Source organism: Actinopolyspora xinjiangensis (genome assembly GCF_900104475.1).
GTDB classification, from domain to species: domain Bacteria; phylum Actinomycetota; class Actinomycetes; order Mycobacteriales; family Pseudonocardiaceae; genus Actinopolyspora; species Actinopolyspora xinjiangensis.
This window is the reverse complement of record NZ_FNJR01000018.1, coordinates 19303-39273: the sequence shown is the minus strand read 5'-3', so window position 1 is coordinate 39273 and position 19971 is coordinate 19303. Positions and strand designations below refer to the sequence as shown.

The 19971-nt window shown below is 57.4% G+C and carries 15 protein-coding genes and 2 pseudogenes; 4 read left to right on the top strand and 13 right to left on the bottom strand.

What is annotated here, in order from left to right; genetic code table 11:
* Positions 1-249: 249 nt before the first annotated feature.
* Positions 250-1047 (bottom strand): MFS transporter, encoded by a 798-nt coding sequence (locus BLQ75_RS23985; protein WP_139183055.1) that lies wholly within the window; start codon positions 1045-1047, stop codon positions 250-252.
* Positions 1048-1196: 149 nt separating this feature from the next.
* Here BLQ75_RS23985 and BLQ75_RS24540 point away from each other — a divergent pair, with 149 nt between their 5' ends.
* Complete coding sequence (locus BLQ75_RS24540; protein ID WP_280137864.1) at positions 1197-1322, top strand: hypothetical protein; 126 nt, start codon at positions 1197-1199, stop codon at positions 1320-1322.
* A 669-nt stretch (positions 1323-1991) separates the two neighbouring features.
* Here the strand turns inward: BLQ75_RS24540 and BLQ75_RS21335 are convergent.
* The 11 genes from BLQ75_RS21335 to BLQ75_RS21285 are packed head-to-tail and all read right to left on the bottom strand — an operon-like array spanning position 1992 to position 13862.
* Positions 1992-2687, bottom strand: a complete 696-nt coding sequence (locus BLQ75_RS21335; RefSeq protein WP_170837617.1) for a thioesterase II family protein — start codon at positions 2685-2687, stop codon at positions 1992-1994.
* Positions 2688-2711: 24 nt separating this feature from the next.
* Entirely contained in the window at positions 2712-3989 is a 1278-nt protein-coding gene (locus BLQ75_RS21330; protein ID WP_211481533.1) for an APC family permease, read from the bottom strand.
* Position 3990: 1 nt separating this feature from the next.
* Positions 3991-4710, bottom strand: a complete 720-nt coding sequence (locus BLQ75_RS24815) for a thioesterase II family protein (RefSeq protein ID WP_170837616.1) — start codon at positions 4708-4710, stop codon at positions 3991-3993.
* Complete coding sequence (locus tag BLQ75_RS21320; protein ID WP_170837615.1) at positions 4707-5951, bottom strand: cytochrome P450; 1245 nt, start codon at positions 5949-5951, stop codon at positions 4707-4709. The genes BLQ75_RS24815 and BLQ75_RS21320 overlap by 4 nt, the downstream gene beginning before the upstream one ends.
* The gene (locus tag BLQ75_RS21315) at positions 5926-6159 is read right to left on the bottom strand and encodes an acyl carrier protein (RefSeq protein WP_170837614.1); all 234 of its coding nucleotides are present in this window, start codon (positions 6157-6159) and stop codon (positions 5926-5928) included. The genes BLQ75_RS21320 and BLQ75_RS21315 overlap by 26 nt, the downstream gene beginning before the upstream one ends.
* On the bottom strand, positions 6159-7577 hold the full coding sequence (locus BLQ75_RS21310; RefSeq protein ID WP_092604456.1) for an AMP-binding protein: 1419 nt from the start codon (positions 7575-7577) through the stop codon (positions 6159-6161). Before BLQ75_RS21310 ends, BLQ75_RS21315 begins: the two co-directional genes overlap by 1 nt.
* Positions 7574-9349, bottom strand: a complete 1776-nt coding sequence (asnB, locus tag BLQ75_RS21305) for an asparagine synthase (glutamine-hydrolyzing) (protein ID WP_092604455.1) — start codon at positions 9347-9349, stop codon at positions 7574-7576. The genes BLQ75_RS21310 and asnB overlap by 4 nt, the downstream gene beginning before the upstream one ends.
* Before the next feature lie 4 nt (positions 9350-9353).
* Positions 9354-11126, bottom strand: a complete 1773-nt coding sequence (locus BLQ75_RS21300) for a non-ribosomal peptide synthetase (RefSeq protein ID WP_211481531.1) — start codon at positions 11124-11126, stop codon at positions 9354-9356.
* A gap of 19 nt (positions 11127-11145) precedes the next feature.
* On the bottom strand, positions 11146-11910 hold the full coding sequence (locus BLQ75_RS21295; protein ID WP_092604453.1) for an SDR family oxidoreductase: 765 nt from the start codon (positions 11908-11910) through the stop codon (positions 11146-11148).
* Positions 11911-11949: 39 nt separating this feature from the next.
* The gene (locus BLQ75_RS21290; protein ID WP_211481530.1) at positions 11950-12795 is read right to left on the bottom strand and encodes a fumarylacetoacetate hydrolase family protein; all 846 of its coding nucleotides are present in this window, start codon (positions 12793-12795) and stop codon (positions 11950-11952) included.
* Positions 12792-13862: a beta/alpha barrel domain-containing protein gene (locus BLQ75_RS21285; RefSeq protein ID WP_092604452.1), complete on the bottom strand. Its 1071-nt coding sequence runs from the start codon at positions 13860-13862 to the stop codon at positions 12792-12794. Before BLQ75_RS21285 ends, BLQ75_RS21290 begins: the two co-directional genes overlap by 4 nt.
* Positions 13863-15384: 1522 nt before the next feature.
* On the opposite strand from BLQ75_RS21285, the gene BLQ75_RS23650 reads away from it, so the two are divergent.
* Together BLQ75_RS23650 and BLQ75_RS21275 are read left to right on the top strand one after the other, a co-directional pair.
* On the top strand, positions 15385-15867 hold the full coding sequence (locus tag BLQ75_RS23650) for a hypothetical protein (protein ID WP_211481529.1): 483 nt from the start codon (positions 15385-15387) through the stop codon (positions 15865-15867).
* Between the two features lie 74 nt (positions 15868-15941).
* Positions 15942-18677, top strand: a complete 2736-nt coding sequence (locus tag BLQ75_RS21275) for a M48 family metalloprotease (protein WP_170837613.1) — start codon at positions 15942-15944, stop codon at positions 18675-18677.
* Between the two features lie 395 nt (positions 18678-19072).
* Here BLQ75_RS21275 and BLQ75_RS24810 read toward each other — a convergent pair.
* Positions 19073-19420: pseudogene (locus tag BLQ75_RS24810) on the bottom strand (hypothetical protein); the annotation flags it as partial.
* 165 nt (positions 19421-19585) lie between these two features.
* On the opposite strand from BLQ75_RS24810, the pseudogene BLQ75_RS24330 reads away from it, so the two are divergent.
* Positions 19586-19823 (top strand): annotated as a pseudogene (locus tag BLQ75_RS24330) (IS110 family transposase); the annotation flags it as partial.
* Between the last annotated feature and the right edge of the window lie 148 nt (positions 19824-19971).

Genomic DNA, 19971 nt, shown 5'->3' with positions numbered 1-19971 from the left:
CGAATTCGGCAACGCCGTAGTGGGCCGAGCGGCGGAGTTCGTGGGGAGTGAGTCCGGCGAACCAGCGTTTCACGAGGTTGAGTCACGAAGCGCTGGCCGGCGTGAAAAGCATGTGGAAGCGCGGTTGCCGCAAGAGCCGTTTCTTGAGGGTCGCTGTTTCGTGGGTGACATAGCGATCACAAACCAGATGCAGATCCAGCTCTTCCAGGATATTTATATCGATAGTCTTCAGAAGGTTAAGAGATTGTCTCATGTGGTGTGTTTTTTGTAGCAAGTGAGGGCTGCGGCGAGGGTGAGAAAGGCGGCGACGTGGTGGGCTGTGCGTTCGTAGCGGGTGGTCAATCGTCGGTAGCCGGTCAGTCGGGCCGGGCTGCGTTCGATGACCCATCGGTGACAGCCGAACGTGCGGCGGGGTCCGATACCGGTGATCACGTACACCGCGAGGACCGCCGGATACGGCGGATCCAGGACGAGCGCGATCGAAGGCGCGCCCATGACCAACAGCAACGGCAGGACGAGTCGTTCTCGGGTGGCAGGTGTGCACACCGGCCCGATCACGAGGTCGCCGATGAGCATGCCGACCGAGATGGCCGCCAGCACAGGGCCGGTCTCCGCCGGACTGAACGCACGCTGTCCGGCGTACGGGATGACCAGGCTTCCCGCGGCGGCCAAATACCCGGCGGGCAAGCACTGAACCATGATCAGTTTGATGAGCTCGGGGGTAGCGACGAGCGCGGCGTTACCTCGCAAGGTCTTACGCACGATCGACCCGTCCGCGCCAACCACCTCGGTGTACGGCAGGAACAAGCGGCTGATCAACGCCGCGAGCAGGTGCCCACCTGCGGTGACCAACACCGTCCACTCTGGACCTAGCCACACGATCAGCACCCCACCAACGGCCATGCCCACCAGCTGCGCCCCGACGACGACCAGGTAGTGCAGCGAACGGCCGAGCACGTAAACGTCCCCGGTCAGCACCTCGGACAGGAAGCGGCCGGTGGCACCGGTAGTGACCGGTGTCAGGCAGGCCACGGCTGCGACAAGCAACAGACTCGCCGCGACCGGAAGGTGCCCCCCCCAGCAGCCCGACCGCACACTGGAGTGCGTAGCCCGTGGTGATGAGGGTCCGCGGTGAGGACCGGTCCGCCATCGCGGCGAGAAACAGACCACCCGCGGCTTGAGGAAGGAAGTTGATCGTGAACGCCATCGCCGTCAACAACGGAGAGCCGGTCTGGTTGAACACCAGCGCCGCCAGCGCGACGGACCGCAGCGTATCCGACATGACGCCAAGCAGCCGACTTGCGAATATGACGCGGAACTGAGCGACCGCGAAGACCTGAGCATAGGTGGCCTTGGCCGTGAAATGATCGGTCATGATCAGGTTCTCTTGAGACTTTCCCGGTCGAACCACGCCTATCGATCGATCACGGTGATGTGGGTTGGCAGAGCCCGCCACATCTCAGATGCGTAGAAGTGACCGCCAGGCAGGGAATCGTGCCGATACGGTTCCAACGTCAACTCACGCCACTGGGCAGAGGCGGTCTCCTCGATCACCTGGACATCAGCACGGGAGAGGATTTGCAACGGCATAGCAGCTCCGATACTGCCATCGTAGTAAAATGTTTCCCGCAGAGGGATGCCGTAGGTGAGCGCGGATCGCACGAGACGAGTAAGCCTTGTCGGCGATACCCCGCACCGAGCTACTGTGCGGATCTCCACGACCGGGGGACTCGGATGGCCACCAACAACGACAGAAACTGCGGAGTGTCACCAGCTTACCCCGGAGCCACCGGCAGGCTCAGACGACCATTCCTCCTCGCCGAGCAGGTAAATCCTGCTGCTCAATCCTTCTCGAGACCACCGAAGCGCCTTTAGCCACTTTCTTAGCGGCGTGACCTGCGGCAACAACGATTCCAACAGGTCCAATTCCTGGTACGCCCTCCTTCGTATGACACACCCAACCGACAACTATGAAATCCATCGGTAACTACCTAGCCCAGATCAGCCCGAACAGCACGGAACCATGACACATAGTCCGATGATCGAAGAAAGTCGGAGTGCCCACCAGAGAAGACGTGTCGGGAAAACCCGCCGTGGGTAGTGCGTTCCCAATCACCAACTCCGGTATCCGAGGTCAACGGGTCCGAATCCCCATGGACCGCCAAAATGGAGCAGTTCACCGGCCCGCACTGCAAGGTGGTGAACTGCCTGAGCAGACGCAGATCATGCATCGCGGTATCGATAATGACCTCTCGCCACTCATCTGACGGCAGATCGGCCAACACAGCGGGATCGACACTGTCGAGATACGCAGCCGTTCCGGATGATGTACTCGAAACTGCTTCCGACACCTCGAGCCACATGGGTGCTGTGGCACCGACGACCACCAACGCGGAGATCTCCATACCAAGCTCTTCCAGCTTCGCCGCAGTAGCATACGCAACGTAAGCACCAAAACTGTGTCCGAACAGCACTGAACTCATCGATGCTCGACAGCTCGCCTGCATGGTACATGATTGCACGATCTCCTCGAAGGACTCAGCGACCGTACCGAAGTCACTGCCAAAACGGCCAGGGTACTTGACGAGCCATGCCATCGGTTCAAGTTCTCGAATTATTGGCCGAAGCTCGCCACCGAACGAACCTGCACCCGGAAAGAAAATCGTATCTCCAGAAATCTCACCCACTGTTTCCTCCAAAAAATATAAAGCTCACACGCGCACGTCTTTCTTCTCAACGTTCGACGTCCAGCGATTAAGGACGCTGATTCCTATCCAGACCAGAAAGAACAATATCCAGGGAAACCACATAGACGGCCCCGCAAGGATGGTCACCAGCAGAACCGTCACAGCACACATCAAGCTGACTACTCGCGCCATGCTCCCACGTGCGAGCTTGGCGAACGATGCAGCACCAACACCGTACAGGACGAAGTAGATTCCGCCAGACAAGACGAACAACAGCTCGAACCGAAAGAGACCACTGGATCCGAGAAGCGCGATCATTGCCAATATCGAGCCGACCACCACTACTGACGTCACTGGGTTAAGATCCCGATCACGCACCTTGCTCAGCAAAGCTGGAAGGTAGCCACTACGCGAAAGACCAAACACCAAGCGAGACAGTGCCAGCACCGAAGCGAACACATTCGCCGAAATACAAGCGATCACCAACAACAGAGTTGCGGGACGTGCCAAATCACCCAGTGATTTTTCTGCGATGATCAAAAGTGGTGCCGATTTCAGCGTGCTGTCCGTGGAGTCCGCGGCGGCGAACAGCCCCAACAGCAGAAGCGAGTACAGGGCAACCACGATCACGTAAGAGGACACGAAAATACGCGGAATAAGATCGGAACGTTTGTGCTCCTCGAAGGTGAAAGATACCGTCTCCCAACCGGTGAATGCTACATAGACAGCGGTGAGTACACTTCCAAAGCTGCTCAATGAGAGCAGCTCCATACTCGAATTCGGTGGTTCGATCCCGTGAACACTCAGTACGATCACCGCCGTACAAGAGACCATCACGAACAAACCGAGGATCAAACCTACCTGCAGCTTTCCCGACACGTTCGCGCCGGCGGACGCGGCCACAGTAGCACCGACCAGGACCATAATTGGGAAGACCAATGCCAAGGCGCTTATACCAGAAAACTCCGCTACGTAACGTCCCCCCGTTATGGCTGTTGCCGGAATTCCGGTGGTCAGCGCAAAAGTCGCGAGCAATCCTGAGGTACGTCCGGTAGTCCCCCCGAGAGCCACCTCGGAATAATAAGCAACACCCGATGCCGATGGATAGCGTCTACCGAGCCAAGCATAGCAATAAAGCAACGGAACAACAGAAACCGCAGCAGCTGCCCAGGGTAGCCACGCTGACTTACCAAGCTGGTGGTAACTCGTCCCAGGAAGGATCATCATCCCACTGCCCAGAATTGTAGACAACGCTACGAATGTGCCTACGGTCCCACCCATAGTTTTTTGTAGCTTGTCCACGCTATGCTCCTCGTACAGACGCAATCACCGAACCGACAGTTCTTTCCAGAGTAGCAAACGGCGTACCATTGAGCATATGACCTCCATGCTCCACTATCAGGTGAAATTCGTGCGAGGCCCAGTCTCGCCACATGGCGCACCGACTCGTCCCGATAAACCTATCATCGCGCGTCGCAAGGACGTGCAGATTTCCAATAGTGTTGGTTTCGCTCACAGACACAGCAAGAAAATCAGCGACATTGGCATCCGATCGCAGACCGGCGGACACCTCGGAAAGCATTTCTTTATCACTGATCAAATCTTCTGGAAATCCATCGTCGGCGAGCATTTCCCCGATTTCTGAATCTGAGCATTCAGACATCGTCGGTATTCGTCCTTCAGCGTCGGGACACGGCGTGTTTATTAACAGTGTCCCGATTGGTCTAGCGATCCGCGAACCGAGGTCATGGGACAGACAGAATGCCGACAGTCCCCCCATACTGTGCCCGACCAGGACTACCTGCTCTGGGCGCGTTCGATCCACGACCTGCTGAATTTCGTCAAGAGTACCTTCATGCCAGTCTCGTGATACGAGAGCGTCAACTGAATCCGCATTCAGCATGCTGACGTATACCGCACCGCGCCGAGCAGCACAACTTTCCAGCCACTGGAACGTGGTGCTGCCAGCTCCAGCGGCCGGGAAGGATACTATCAAGCTCTCGATTTTCCCGAATTCAGTCACGATTTCAGGTCCTCTGCTTTGGCTACCTCGACCTGCAGCTCTGTCAACCCGAGCATAAAGTTGGAATGAAGTCGCTGCGGTGGCTCGACCACCACGAACGCCTTGTCCCAAGAGGCCAGTTCCTCAATGAAAGTTTGAATCTCCAGTGTCGCTACAGGAGCACCGATACAACGGTGGATACCAGCACCGAAAGCGATTTGCTTATTATTGGTTCGATCGATCAAGAACGACGAGGGATGCTCGAACACTGAAGCATCCCGGTTCGCTGACATGTTCCACAGAGTCACGAAACTACCGGCAGGAATTACATGATCGCCGACCACAAAATCATCCACCGCCAGACGCTGTACATAGCTATTAGTCGAAGTCCACCTCAGGAACTCCTGTGTAGCAACTTCACAAGAAACCTTACCGTCGACAAGCTTTCGCCATTCTTTCCGTTCATTATTGATGGTATCGACGGTCAGACTGGCCGTGTGGGGCGTGGTCTCGTTTCCACCGACCGCGACATTCAACCCGTTGAGCAGAGCGACATCACGCGGCATCTCACCTGTCGCGACACACTGAGCGAGAAAACCAATCATGTCGTCGGACGATTCTGTCCTGATACGTTGATCTATTAGTTCACTCATAAAGTCGAGAACGTCAAGTTGCGAATCCACCAGCGAGTCAAGCGGAGAATTTCCAGCATACACCTCATCCCTGTATCCGATCATTGTTCTCGTCGCTTCCAAAAGCCTCTGCGCATCGTCCGTACCAATCCCGAAAAGTGCCTCCAAAACCCCCTTCGGCAACTCCGGGGCTACCACCTGACTGAAGTCAATCTGATCACCGACCGAAAGATCGTTCAGTACACTACGAATGTTCTTACGGACGATGTCACCGATCTTCATGAGCATCGCCCGGTTAAACCCGGCCGACTTGATCGGCTTCTTGAGCGCACCGTGTGAAGGAGGGTCCGCCACAATCAGCATACGTCCAGAAGCAGAGTCTTTCTCTGGCCGGTACGAACCATCAATCATGGTCCCGTACGAGGAACTCAATCTGGCATAGTCGATGTAAGCCGAGTACACGTCTTCGTAACGCGTCAGCGCGTAGAACTCATAACCGTCAGATCGACGATGAATCGAGACAGGATGGTTCTCACGGAGATCAGACAGGTACTTCCACGGATCGTCGTTCGCAAAAAATTCCGCCGAGTAAAGTGGACTATTCTCAACGATCAGCATTTTCTTCTCCAATCAGATCGACTATACCTGCCGGGGTGCGCCCTCCGAAGAAGACATGACCAGGGATCTTTACACCTGTCCGCTCTTTTAGACGTGCTCGACACCGTAAGATCGTCAAAGAGTCGACCCCCGCAGAGAATATGTCGGTATCTTCTGCGATTTCTGCTTCCGAGAACTCCTGGACGCACTCTATTATTTTTTCGGCCGTAATCTCAACCACTATTCCTGCTCCTTATTTTTCACCAAACTCGCACTCACCAGGGCAGTGGTGTCAATCTTTCCGCCAGGTTTGACCGGAAACCGGTCCATCAGCTCTACCTTGACAGCATTAGAGAACTGTTTGACAACAGATTCGATCCGAGATCTGACGGAGGAATCGGCTAGCTGGTCCTGGTCAACTCGCACGAAAGCGAAGGTGTGCTTCTCGTTCTGGACGACTCGACAGTCGGAAACCTCTGGGAGAGCCGCCACATCGCGCTCCAAGGCAGCCGAGTCGACTCGCATCCCGTTCACCTTGATCTGGCTGTCCAACCGGCCAGCGAACACGAGACTTCCGTCGTTGTCGACTTGTACAACATCGCCCGTTCGGAAAGACGCTTCTCCGTCGCCCGCACTGAATCGGGTGCCGAGACTGCCGCGCTCGATGTATCCCAGACAGAGCAACGGCCCGCCGATGACGAGTTCGTGATAGCCATCCGCACGATCTCCAGGGTCTGCCAGTATCTGCTTGCACTCTTCCAACGGCCTCCCGATCGGAACGGGACCGGTAGTAATGTCGTCGGACAACTCGTACTTGTGTGTGGCGAACGTGGCTTCGGCTGGGCCGTAGAGGTTGATGAACTGATTCGTCAGTCTGGCACGGCGAGCCTGCTGATAGGTTGACACTCGGAACCGCTCACCACCGCTGTACAACCAAGGAATATCCGAGATGCATCCAGGCAGAGACTCGACAACAGTGGCGAGCACGGCGGCGGGAAGCAGCATACGATCGATACCGTACTTTTTCGACAGTTCTGGCCAGTCGAAGACGTCTTCGTTCACGTTCGGCATGCAAACGACGGCACCTTCCGCTGCCACTGCTTTCCAGGTATCGAACCACCAGCCGTCGTAAGTGGGCGTCGCGAAGCTCCCGGAAACCGGTCCACCGCTCGTCGGTACTTCCAGATCACGGCATCTAAAGAGCGCCTGCAGGTTACCCCGGGTTACTCCGACAGCCTTCCGGCTACCGGTGCTTCCGGAAGTGAAGTTTACAGCCACAATTTCGTCGGGTAATCGACTTCTGGGGGAACGTTCCGCTGCATGCGTTTCGCGTTCAACCCCGTTCGGTCGGTCACCGTCAACAGACACAATGAGATCTGGACGAACATGCTCGAGCTCGCCCTGTCCGAGATCACCATCGTCTGCCACTGCGACACAACCGGCTCGCCATGAGGCCAACTGTCCCGCAAAACATCCCAGTTTCGAGGGAGATCGGACCAGCACGACCCGGATCTCGTCCTGACCGTCAATGACTTCCTCGATCGACTGGGCCAGTTCGTCAACCTGCTTCCAGCTGTACTCGGTACCGCTCTCGATCCACAGTGTTTCCAGGGAGTTCCAACGGTCACCGTGAATCACGTCGCTCCAGTTATAATTCATACTTTCAGCCCCAGTTCGTCCATCACCATACTGATACTGATTAGACTCAGTCGAGGGTCCCACTTGTCCGATGCACGGTTTGTATTCAGATCATCCAGACAATCCAGCGAAAAGATGCCGCTGGTCGCGACGAGTTCTCGCCAACTTGTCCAGATAGAATCGTCGACGACCGTGGACAACTCGTATGCTGTGAATCCTTGCTTCGCACGTTGCAGAACCGATTGAGGAACGATATCTGCGTAAGCTGCCTTCAGACAGGCCTTGCCTTCAAAATCGGACACCTTCTCACTGTCTCTAACCTGCAGCGCCAGGGAAACCACAGAGTTCGCCAGGAACGGATAGCGTCCTTCAACTGAATTGGCCATGAGCATTGCGTCGCCATGGTCACCGAGGAGATGACCAGACAGCTGGACATACACGTCAGCGATCGAACGGAGCTGCATGTGCGACAGCGACCTGGTTTCGTGTTCAGCAAAAGGAATTAGTCGATTCCGCCAGAACTCGTTACCCGAAACAGCTTCCCTGGCGGCGGGAGTAAGGCATTGGTCTCGTCGTAGCGCGACCTTGTTCCAGTCTACCTCCCAGCTGAAATCTGCTCTTCCCCATGCCTGCTCATTCTCAGCGCAAGCCTCCCGCGGCCTCTTGCGCGCACTATCGAACGCGTAGGAATCATAGCCGAAGAATAGCTCATCAGCACCTTCCCCGGAAATGACACCCTTGATCCCGGTCTGCTGAACCTCACGCGACAACATCATAGCCGCGACATTGTACGTCTCGCGCTGCGGGTAACAGCAGTAGCGCACCATCTTCTCGAAATCCGAGGCGATGTCAACCGGGTTGCACTGGATCCGCCGGTGTTCACTTCCGACAGCTTCCGAAACCTCATGCTGAAAATGCCCCTCATTCAATGCGGCATTGTCGAATGCCGCAGAGAATGTCCTGACCGGTTTCTCCAGGACACGAGCCGCTTCCATGACAAGAGCGGTGGAGTCGAAACCACCACTCAAGTAAGAACCGATCTCCACATCCGCACACAAACGGTCGCGGACAGACTGCTGTAAGCGGTCACGTACGTCCCCTGCTTCGACAGCGTCTTCCACCGCAACGAATTCACCGTATCGCCAATACCGAGTGGTTTTCTGACTGTTCTCACTGAACCGGACCACGCATCCTGGTGGGACGGCTTGCACTTCGTCGACCAGTGTCCGCGGCGCGACTATATTCCCCAACGCCAAATATTGGTCGACTGCACCGATATCCAATCGCCACATGTGAGGAACACAGTGCACCAACGACTTGAGCTCTGAGCAGAAGTGAACACGGTGATCCAGCACCGTGTAGTACATCGGACAGATTCCGAAACGATCCCTGGCAAGATACAGCGAGTTCTCCGCACGATCGTGGATCACAGTTGCGAACTGTCCGTCTATCAACTCGAGACCTTCGAGTCCGTGACGCGCGACGAGTTCCGGGATGACCGCTACGTCGACACCGTTGGCCCATCGGACGTCCCCGAACCTCCTGCGAAGATCCTCGAAGTTGAATACCTCACCGTTGGTCATGGCTACGAACCGACCACTACGGTCCTCTACGGGCTGCCAGCCGTCCATCAACCCGGTCATACTAAGACGTCCGAGTTTCATCGACAGCGTCGGTGTATCCAGAGAATAAGTCTCGTCAGGTCCACGATGGAGCAGTCGGGAATTCATATCCGTCACGACCGTGCGGTCCAAGCGGCCGTCCGGAGCGAAGGTCCCGCAAATGCCGCACATTAAGTTACACGCTCCGTTCTTGTAGCTGGTCGGCGAGGACCTTCAGGTTTTCAGCTCGAAGCACGTCTCGCACCCCAGCATCCACCCAACCTAGTTCTTTTATCTTGTTAATCAAGATTACTGCCGATGCCGAGTCGCCACCAAGATCGAAGAAATTGTCGTGCAGCATAGCGTCGTCCACCCCGGTAAGTTGACGCGCAAGATGCAAAACCTGTTGAGCAGACGACATTTTTTCATCGACACAGTCGACCTCAAGGCGAATGGTTTGAAGAGCATCGCGATCAACTTTCCCGTTTGGCGTGTAGGGAAAGGCATCAATCCGTTTGATGACTGAGGGGATCTTGTACGAATCAAGGACGTCCTCGAGATGGTGCCGCACCGCGCGAGGCTCCACGTCACCTTGATAGTAACACACCAAAGCATCTGGCTCGAAAGTTTTATCACCCTCGTGAGACTCGACGGTCACCACCGTATCCTTAATAGAGCCGATCTCGCACACCGCGATCTCTATCTCACCCGGATCGAGCCGATAACCTCGCACTTTCACTTGCCGATCCAATCGCTCCACGAAGTAGAGCTGATCTTCTCGACGTTCGACGATGTCACCGGTATGGTAGACTTTACGTCCTTCTATGTCGGTAAACCGTTGCACGCCCTGCGCGGTAAAATAGCCTACTGCGACGCTCTCTCCTGTAATGACGAGTTCACCTCGACTCGTAACTTCCTCCGAGGAAGATTGCTCGTCCGCTGGTGCCAATCCCTGGATATAGTAGTCGCAGTCTCCCACGATGTCCCCGAGCGGTACAGCTCGAGTGCACTCGCCAGGTGTCAGCTCACCGCTTAGGAAGTTGCATACTGTGGTCTCAGTTGTCCCGTAAGCGTTGTGGAATTTCGCCACCTCGGACCATTTCTGCACTACGCTGGGTCGACATACTCCACCACCGTTGATCACATGACTGAGGCTCATCGCACTGCTGGGCTCTGTCGCGGTCAGCGCGAAGGGCGTTGTTTTGAGGTGAGTGATCCGAAAGTTTTCCAACGTGTTCTGGAGTACGGTTCCCGGGACCAACTGAGCCTCGTCCAGCACGACGAGACACGCTCCTGCAGCCAGTGTCCAGAGAATTTCGGTGATACATCCGTCGAAGGTTAGACGGGCAAACTGCAGCGTCCTGGATTTCGACCCCACGGACAGGCGATCCATGTGGTATTGGATCACCGAAGTTAGTGGGTCCGTGCGAACCAGAACACATTTGGGATCACCGGTGGAACCTGACGTATGGATCGCGTAGCCGATCTCGTCTTCGACAGACGGGATTCCGACCGTCTGGTCGCTCGAAGATAGGTACCATCCCGCTGGGACTCCGGTTAGATACGCCCTGTTTTCACCAGTATGATTTCGAGCAATAAACTTAATACCAAGAGAGGAAATTTTCTCCGCGTTTGACGACTCGCTATCACGGGTATCGATAAAGACAAACGGACGTCTGGCTTTTAACGCACCGACCATCGCAACAATCGCACCGAATTTTCGATCAGCCTCGATTCCGACAAACTCTCCGGGCGAGGTGCATCCCTCGAGTTGACGCACGAAATCCTGGATTTTTTCACCGAAATTCCGATAATTAATAATCCCTCCGGATGTATCCACCGCATCGTTGTCTGGATAATTTTTCACGGAGTTGTCAATAAGATCCACGATCGACATCTGCCGAATTCTCGCTTCCTCGTCTACTTTCTGAACAAAAAGGCCGTATTGATACGGCACTGGGTTATACATGCCGCTATCAACCTCTCGATCAAACTGACTTCATATATCCTCCATCACATCGAATGCCGGCACCGGTGATGTACTCCGCCTTATCGCTCGCCAGAAAAGAAACCAACTCTCCTACGTCATCCGGAGTCCCATAACGCTTCAAAGGTATCTCTTCCAGGGTTCCATTTTTTATCGATTCAACACTTTTACCGGTTTTCTCGGCTGCAACGACATCGATCGAACGTAGACGATCAGTATCAATTTTTCCCGGAATTACATGATTGACCGTTACACCAAACTGACTCACACTGTTTGCCAGTAGTTTCAGATAAGATTGCACCGCTGATCTTGCGATCGTGGATCCAGCAAGACCATCGACCGGAGTAGACAAAGAACTTGAGGTGATACCGATGAAACGACCCCACCGGTTTTTTTTCATCGCCGGCAAAGTTGCTTCGACAGCACGCTGAATCGAGAACAGCATGAGTTCCATCGCTTGTTGGATCTGCAAGCTGGAAAGCTCGTCGACCGTGCCAGGATCGAACCCTGGCGAGTTGAGCAGTACTATATCATACGGTCCCGTGTCGGCGACTTTATCACCAACGCTGGCAGAGTTTCGGAAATCGCAAGCAAAAGATCTATTATCAGAGCCGGGAAGGCTTTGTGCGACTTCCTTGGCACGAGCTCGGTCATTGCCAGAAATGGTCACGGCACAGCCGTACCCCGCCAACGATCGCGCGACACCTAAACCAATTCCTCTGGTGCCGCACAACACGAGCGCTTGTTTTTTATCAAGACAATACATTGATACCTACAGTTTCTTGCTCGTGTTCATTCAATCTTGTTATCGAACTGCATGCGTGAGAGTTCCGACCTGTTCGACAACTGAATTAATCGAGTCTCCGGGACTGATTACCGCAGCTCCTGGTGTTCCGGTACAAATCACCGTTCCCGGCTCAAGCGTCCTACCTGCAGTGAAATATTCAACGAGATAACCGAGATCATATTTCATCTCGGAAGGAGCCGCTGAAGCGATGGTCTCGCCGTTCTGAACGGTGGCTATGCAGAGAGAGTCGAGACTTTTCTCGTCGAACTCGTCCAGAGTCACCAATACGGGACCTATACTACAGAATGTGTCAAAACCTTTCGCCCAAGGTATGTAACGCGGATTCTCGCGTATGACGTCCTCCGCAGTCATGTCCAGGACCGCCGTGATACCCGCGATAACTGATCGCCAGCGTTCACGTCTCACGTTCTTGCATACAGCACCGATGACCAGCCCCAGCTCTGCTTCCGCAGTTACTCGACCGGACTGGCTCGGCAACTCGATATACTGTCCGTTGTCGATGAGACAGCTGGCAGGCCTCAAGTAAGATCCCGGTCCTGAATCAGGCTGCTCGGATCCCAAATCATCGGAGTGACGCTGGTAGTTGAGTCCGGCTCCCCAAATATTGGCGTCGCGGTCGGCGATTGTGGCGACCTGTTCCGGGCTGAAGTCCGTCATATCGAGCTCACTCCCGTGAGACTCGACGAGCTTCGTCAATTCACGTAGCTGCTGATCGGCTACGATATCACTGAGACGAGTAACGTTCTCATAGCCTGAGAAATCGCCGAGCGGAAACCATCTGTTATGATGTCCTATTACTAGCTGATTACCTTTTATATCGGATTTGATCTTCGCCAGCTTCACCGTGTTCCTCCTAGTGTCGGCTGGCCGGAGTGAGAGTTAGATCGCATTTCAGAACGGTCGGCGATCCGCCGTGCCGCGGCCCGCATATCGGCCTTGCTCGGGCTTTGCGCTGCTATATCGACCGCGACTTCCATAATATGAGCGGGGTCGGTGTCGTACTCAGCAGAAAGCTCTTCGACCAGTGAAAAGTAGCCCGAGTGGATCCCGATCACACTACCGAGCACCTGCATTTCTCGATCCTCTGGGATAGCAGCCATGTTTACCCGGCAGAGTTCAGCAAGCTTGGCTAGCTTCTTGTAGTCGAATCTATCAGTGTCCAGGACAGTCAGAAGGCCAGCCAGTGACTCGATCTCCGCGTTTCCAGCGCCTCGGCCAATACCGTTGAGCGTACCGTCGACAATTGTCGCGCCAGCTTCGATAGCTGCGATGCTGTTTACGTTGGCCATACCAAGATTGTTGTGACCGTGGAACCCGATCACCGAGAAGTGCTTCTTGACCGCATTGACGTACTCGTGGACGTCTCTTGGAAGCATCGCACCATACGAGTCTACAATGTACAATCCAGCAATACTCGGACTGACTCCATCGAGCAAGCTAAGTAGATCGTTTACTGGAGTAGCACTTGACTTCATCAAGTTCAGGTAGACTTGTTCGCAAACGTCAGTTGCCTGCTGGATATACTCGATGTTTTCAGGAACTCTATCTGGTTCCATGCCGACCCGAACAAATGACATGCCGCGATCGCACAGTTTCGCCACGGTATCCAGTTGCGTGAATTCTGGCTGCGCGAACATCCCCCAAGACTTTTCAGTAAGAACCGAACAAGCTATTTCACTCCACTTGTAGTGGTCAATATTGCATGACCTGATTCCAGATTTTTCTGCCTCGACACCGAAGCCGTGACCGATTTCAACCTTGCAGATAGGTGTTTCATTGATCCGCTCGAGCAGGTCGACGACAAAATCTTCTTCGAATTGGAAATCGACAGAATACGAGCCATCCCGGAGCGTACAGTCGAGTAACTCGATTTTCTCTGTTTTTATCAATTGATCGGATATCGTGTACATGCTCCAGCACTCCTCGATCTAAACCGAAAACCCTCACACAGGAAAAACCGTTGCTTTTCGCGTCGAACCCCAGGATTCAATCCGCCTGTACAGCAGCTCTACGGCGCCAAAATGTTTTCGCTCTCAGTTCGACAAAGCAAACCCGCTCCAATTTTGTGGATCTAATACATATTTCTATCGAACCGGAGAAGCGTGGTCAACTCAAGAGGAGCAATGTTCACTCGGTTAGACTAGCACTGCATCCGTAGTTCTCGATGATCATGGTTCGTTTGTAGATTTCCGCTGGCAGTGAGCTCTGCGATTACGATATCGGTGACCTCGTCGCCGGGTGGGACAGGCCAGAATATGAGTAATCCGCTCGGGCGAGATGCCCAGTAGATCCTAGAACAGGCGGCTGATTTCAGACGGGGGCGAGTGGGTCAAGAGGGTGTCTTGACGGGTGGTCTGGGAGCGGTGGCACAGTGATCATCCACGGGCGATCACCATGCCAGCGCCTCCACCTCACCCATCAAGATACCCGCTGAACGGAGGCATTGACAGTAGACTTACCCAGGCTATCGACATTCGTGTTCCCCCAAGGCTTCTCTCGCGATACGCCTCAGTCGACATTCGGCCCGCGTGTCCGGAGCGACGTCGGAAACGTGTCACCGCGACGCACGCTGGACCAGCTCGCTCCGCTCGGTGAAGTTTGCGCACGATTTCGGCGAGCTACCCAATGTTCGACGACGTCAGCTTCAGACTGCGAATACGGGTTTCCGTCTTGTGATCGGCTACGGGACAGCAGACGCCGGCCACCGCGCGAGTTTCGCCACGGAAGTGGTGGAGTGAAGGAAGGTCACGCTGGCCTGTGAAAGGGTCCGTCGCTGATCATCGATGAAAGGAATCGCCGGTCATCGGTGATCCGCCGGGCACGCCGAACCATACCGGGCAGATCGGCGTCGACAACAACGCAACGCCGACGACGCCGGTTCGGATCGACCTCGTCCTACGACGCCGCAGCCAACCCGGTAGATACCTGCCATTCATAACGGCGGCCCTTGTTGCTCAACCGCAGGCCTTCCTCGGCCACCACGGCTCCCAGCTGACCGGCGGATTCATCCGCCGGTTGTGGAAGAAGTCGTCACGATCAGCGGTGGGCACAGACGCGAGAAACCCTGGTAGGCCACAGCACGGTTCACCGACCTCCCTGCGAGCAACGATAACTCGACGCGGGCTCGAAGCTGCCAACGAAGTCACCGCCGCCGTCGCGGAGTACACAAGCGGACACTTCGGTATGGTCTCTGCTGCGCCGCCGCCTCGGTGGCCTCACCGTAACATCGGACGGCACACCTGGCGTGACCCCAGCTTGGCGGGAGTTGGTCTATTCGAGTGACTTCTTACCAAGGCTCTCCTGGACAAATCGGGGTGGTGCAACACTCGTGTGTGTAGCCGTCGACGATGAAGCGCAGGAGTCGTAGTGAGTTCTGGGAAAGCTTCTTCCGCCGGAAACACCAACGCACCAGCCGAGCTCAGAGTGCGAGACGTGGTCCGGGAGGTAATGGCCGAGGTCGCTCCGGAAGAGCTGCCCTTGGTGGACGGGCTGACCCAGTCTGACGACGCCACCGCGGTGCGACGGTTGCGTAGTCGCCGTGGCAGGCGAGAACCGTTGGGCTTCGGATGGACCGACGTCCTGGTGGCGGTGACTCCGGTGGTGTGGCTAACGCTGGACCAGATGGCGCAAAGGATCGCCACATCCACAGTGGATGGATCAGTCAAGGGAGCCAAGGCGGCGTTGCGCAAGGTGTTTCGTCGGAAGACCGCGCCTGCGCGCATCCCCCCGCTGACCCCCGGGCAGCTCGACGAGGTAAGGAAGCGGGTGCTGGAAACAGCCATCCAGCGAGGTTTGTCGCCCGAGCGGGCTGAAACGGTAGCCGACGCGGTCGTGGCCAGGCTGGTGCTGGCCACGACTAGAGAAGACGGTCCGGGAAACGGCAGCGCCCTGACCGCCGATCAGGGCGATGAATGACGGCAGCGTCTTCCCCAATACGGCTTGATGAACGGGCCGTGCCTGCGGGCACAACGACACGGTTCACCTCGCTGGTGATCCTCATCCTGGTCAGCAGCAGCTCGATGAGCCTGACGACGCTTGTCACCACCGGGGTCAGCGATGGAAAGGGATGTCTGCTCGCTTCCGGCAACTCCCCCTTCCAACAACCCCCCGCTGATCTCGCGCAGAGCACCGCGTACCAGGCCTGTGTCGCCCGCTACACACTGATGTCGCTGTCTGGATGGCTCCCCTTAGCGGTGCCAGGCGTGTTGTTGGTCACGGCCGGCGTCCTGTTCTTCTGTCTGCCCCGCTGGAAGGAACGAGGTGGACGGGGTATCCCCTTGCAGACCTTGGACCACGATGGTCAGATCCTGCGGGAACTGGAGCATCTGGCACAGGTGGCAGGTCTGTCGCGGGTGCCGCGGTTCGTCGTCGACCCCGGGGCGGTCTCATCAGGGGCGGTGGTGTTCGGCCGCAACCGACGTCCGACGGTATGTCTGCATGGTGCTCTACTCGCCCGCAGGAGCACATCCCCAGAATATTTCCGGACTGTGTTGCTGCACGAGTTCGCCCACATCCACAACCACGATATCACCCTCACCTACACCACAGTCGCCCTGTGGCGAGCATTCATCGCCGTCGTGCTGGTTCCCTACGCGGTGGGATACGCGGGGCTGGTCGTCAGCACGTTCCTCCAGGATCCGGCACGCACTGAACTCGTGGTCCCCGCGACGACACGCAACCTACTGCTCCCGCTGTTCATGGTTGTGCTCGTGTATCTCGCACGGTCCGACGTGCTGCGCACCCGCGAACTCCACGCTGACGTCACGGCGTTTCGGTGGGGCGCGGATCCGATCAACTGGAGCTCCGGCGCACCCCACCCCACGACCGGCCGGTTACGACGAGCACTGGGTCTGTTCACCGAGCTGTGGCACACACACCCGCGGTGGGAACTGCGCCGAGCTGCCCTGACCAACTCCGGAGTGTTGTTCGGCGTGCCCGCACTGCCGATGGTGCTCAGCGGGGCCGCGGCCATCCTGATCAACGGGCACCTGGGGGCCCTCGGTCCCGAATACGGTGTGGTCGGTCAGCCGCTGTGGAATCTTGTGGTGGCACTCCCACCTGCCGCACTGATCACGGGGATCGCCGGGAGCGCGGTGGCACGTGCCGTGGTTCACGGTCTGCTGACCGCGCGGGCAGTGCACTCCAGCCTGCGGTCGGGATTGTGGTTGGGAACCGGGATGGTTCTCGGTGAATCGTTCTTGAACAGGATCACCATCAGTCAATGGCTCGCTGGTGATCCGGTCGTCGTAGTGCTGCTCGTGTTTGTGGGCATCGTGTTCGTCGGATGGGTCACGCAGTGCGCCCGCCTATGGGTCAGCGTTTGGCAGGGGCGGACGATCCGTCCGCCGACGCTGCTGGTACTCGCCGTGGCGTTCCTGGCTTTGTCCGCATGGTTCTGGTGGTGGCAGACCTCCGGGATCGTGCTCGCTCATATTGCCGGGCTGTGGGCTGATCCATTCGGTGGTACCGCTCCCGGGATTCCGGGTGCTCCGGCAGAACACCACTCGTCCACCGTGTTCGCTGTCACGGTCGTGTCGGCGAACATGGGCCATGTCCTCGCGGTTCCCTTGATGCTGCCCGCGGTCACCGTCCTGTGGGTCGTACCGCTACTGGCGTGGACGACTCGACTACGCGTCGCCCGCTGGATACCCAGCGTCTCACTGGAAGCTGACGGAGTTTCCACCCCCGGAGCATCGTTACCTCGGCTACGGCGCGTGACGCTGTCCGCGTTACTCGGCGGCGGACTGAGCTGGATCGCGATCGCGGCCGTAAAGGCGTACATGCACACGTGGCAGCCCTCGCCCTCACACCAAGGGCTGAGTGCTGCCCTCATGTTCCAAGGATGGACGTCGGCCACCGTGGTGGTCGGTGCCGCCGTGGCAGCGCTCGTCGCGAGCATGTCGGCCGAGCACTACCGGCTCATTGTCGCCCTCATCGCCGCGCAGTTCGCGGTCCTGGCAGGTTACAGCGGTCTGTTCCTGTTGTCCGCGACGGACGGCTGCATTCCGGCCTTGACCACATTCAGCTCCACCTGCGGCTGGCGCCCCGTTGCGATATGGCGAGCCTTTCAATTCCCCCTCTCGGGTATCCTCGTTCTTTCCACCGCTGTCGCCACCATCGCTGCCGCGCTCGTAGCCGCAGCGCGGCGTCCCCGCGCACGACACGTGATCCCCGCGCCACATCGCAAGCTGGCCCTCAGCCGCTGGATCGTGGGCGTGCTGTGCACGGGCGCGGTGGGAATCACCACGGCCCTGTTGAGCGTCCCAGCGCCAGCCACAGCGCGCCCGAACATCGAGGTCAAGAACCCGACTCTGACCGCCAAGATCCAGGCGACACAGGTAGTCGCCTGGTACAGCCACGGTGGACAGGATCTGTTAGCCCGCCACAGGAACGTGGTCAACCGTCTCGGTGCGCTCGCGGCCGAGGCAAAGCGCTCCGCGGACGGCGATGCCGTGATCCTGTCAGGTCTCCGCCCCGTGTGCGTCGAGTTCGGCCGGATCGCCCAGGAGGCCGGCGACTACTTTCCGGCTCCAGCGCCTCAGATCAGGCCAGCCTGGCAGGAATTCATCACACTGGAGAATCAAGTCAGCCACGACTGTCTGCGTGGATTGGATCGGAACGAGATATACAAGATCGTCGCCGCCCTGAAAAAGATCCGCCAGGCAACGATCGCCGCCAACTCGGTCAGCGCCGCCGTAGACGCGATTTCTCGTGACCGTCTCTAGACGGTGTCTGATCCAGGTGCGGATGCCGGCTATGGTCAGGGTGCCCTGCTGGATGGAATCGCATTTGTCATAGCGGGTGGCCGCGGCGCCGTGTTGTTTAAGCTTGTTGCAGCAGCAGTCGTCGGTGTTGCGTTGTCGGTAATCCGCAGCGTCGAAGCTCGCTGGGCAACCGCCGAGCGAGCCTGTGCGGGCGCGGTGAGCACGGTGTTCAGACGCCACAGCCGTGATATGACCGCGCCGTAACTCGATGCGGACAGCGCGACTGGAGCAGGCCCTGTCGGCTCCCCGGCGCGGTCTGGCGCGTATCCGGCCTGGCCGCGGTTTGGGAGATCGGATCATGCCCGACACGGCGGGAAACATCAGCGAGTCGTCCCGCCGGCCCGGGCTGATGAACATCACGATCGAGCGGCAGCGCAGGTCGGCGGCCAGAGGGATCGTGGTGGCCAACCCGTCCTGGGACCGCCCCGGGGCTTCGCGGCCATCACGATCCGCTCCGGCTGACGAGCCCCTTTTGGTAGGGATTCGGCCGGAGGCTCGTACGGAGCTTTGGCAGCGTGATGACCGGCTCGCACACTGGCCGAGTCGATCTCGACCGTGGGCGCGTCCAACGCGTCGCCGGTGTCGGCATCGATGCGCAACGCCTTAGCGATACGGTCCCACATCCCATCAAGTGACCAGCGACGGTGCCGATCACCGACGGATCTCCAATTCCCGTAACGCTCCGGCAGATCCCACCACAGCGCCCCGGACGCGAACCTTCCACAAAATCCCGTTGATCGTCCGACGGATCGTTTCGCTGGTGCCTCTGAACCGGATTACCCGGCATCAACGGCGCCAACAACGCACTCCGCATCCGTCAACTCATGCCGTCTGACCACACCACAGGCCTACCAGACAGACCCTAAACACCAGCCACTCGCCACTCCGGCAGCAGCATCCGCGGCGAACACCCCGCCCGACGAAACAACAAACAGCTCAAACGCGCCTTCTTCCTCGCCACCTTCGCCTCCCCGAATCACCCACCCTCACGCGCTCTACTACACCAAAAATCCCCCGGGAAAAAGCTACAACCAAGCCCTACTCCGCCTCGCCCGGCGCCGCTGCGACCTCCTCCACGCCATACTCACCCATCCCACACTCCTTTGACCCGCCCCAGAGACACACCCCGCGAGTCACGCTCGTTCCGAAAAATTCTCGCGTTGTCATGTTCTCCCTACTCCCCAGAACTCCCCCAGCGAGGAGACCGCCGATGAGTGACCTTCCCACCCCTGCCCCCCGATGTCCGAACAGCTCG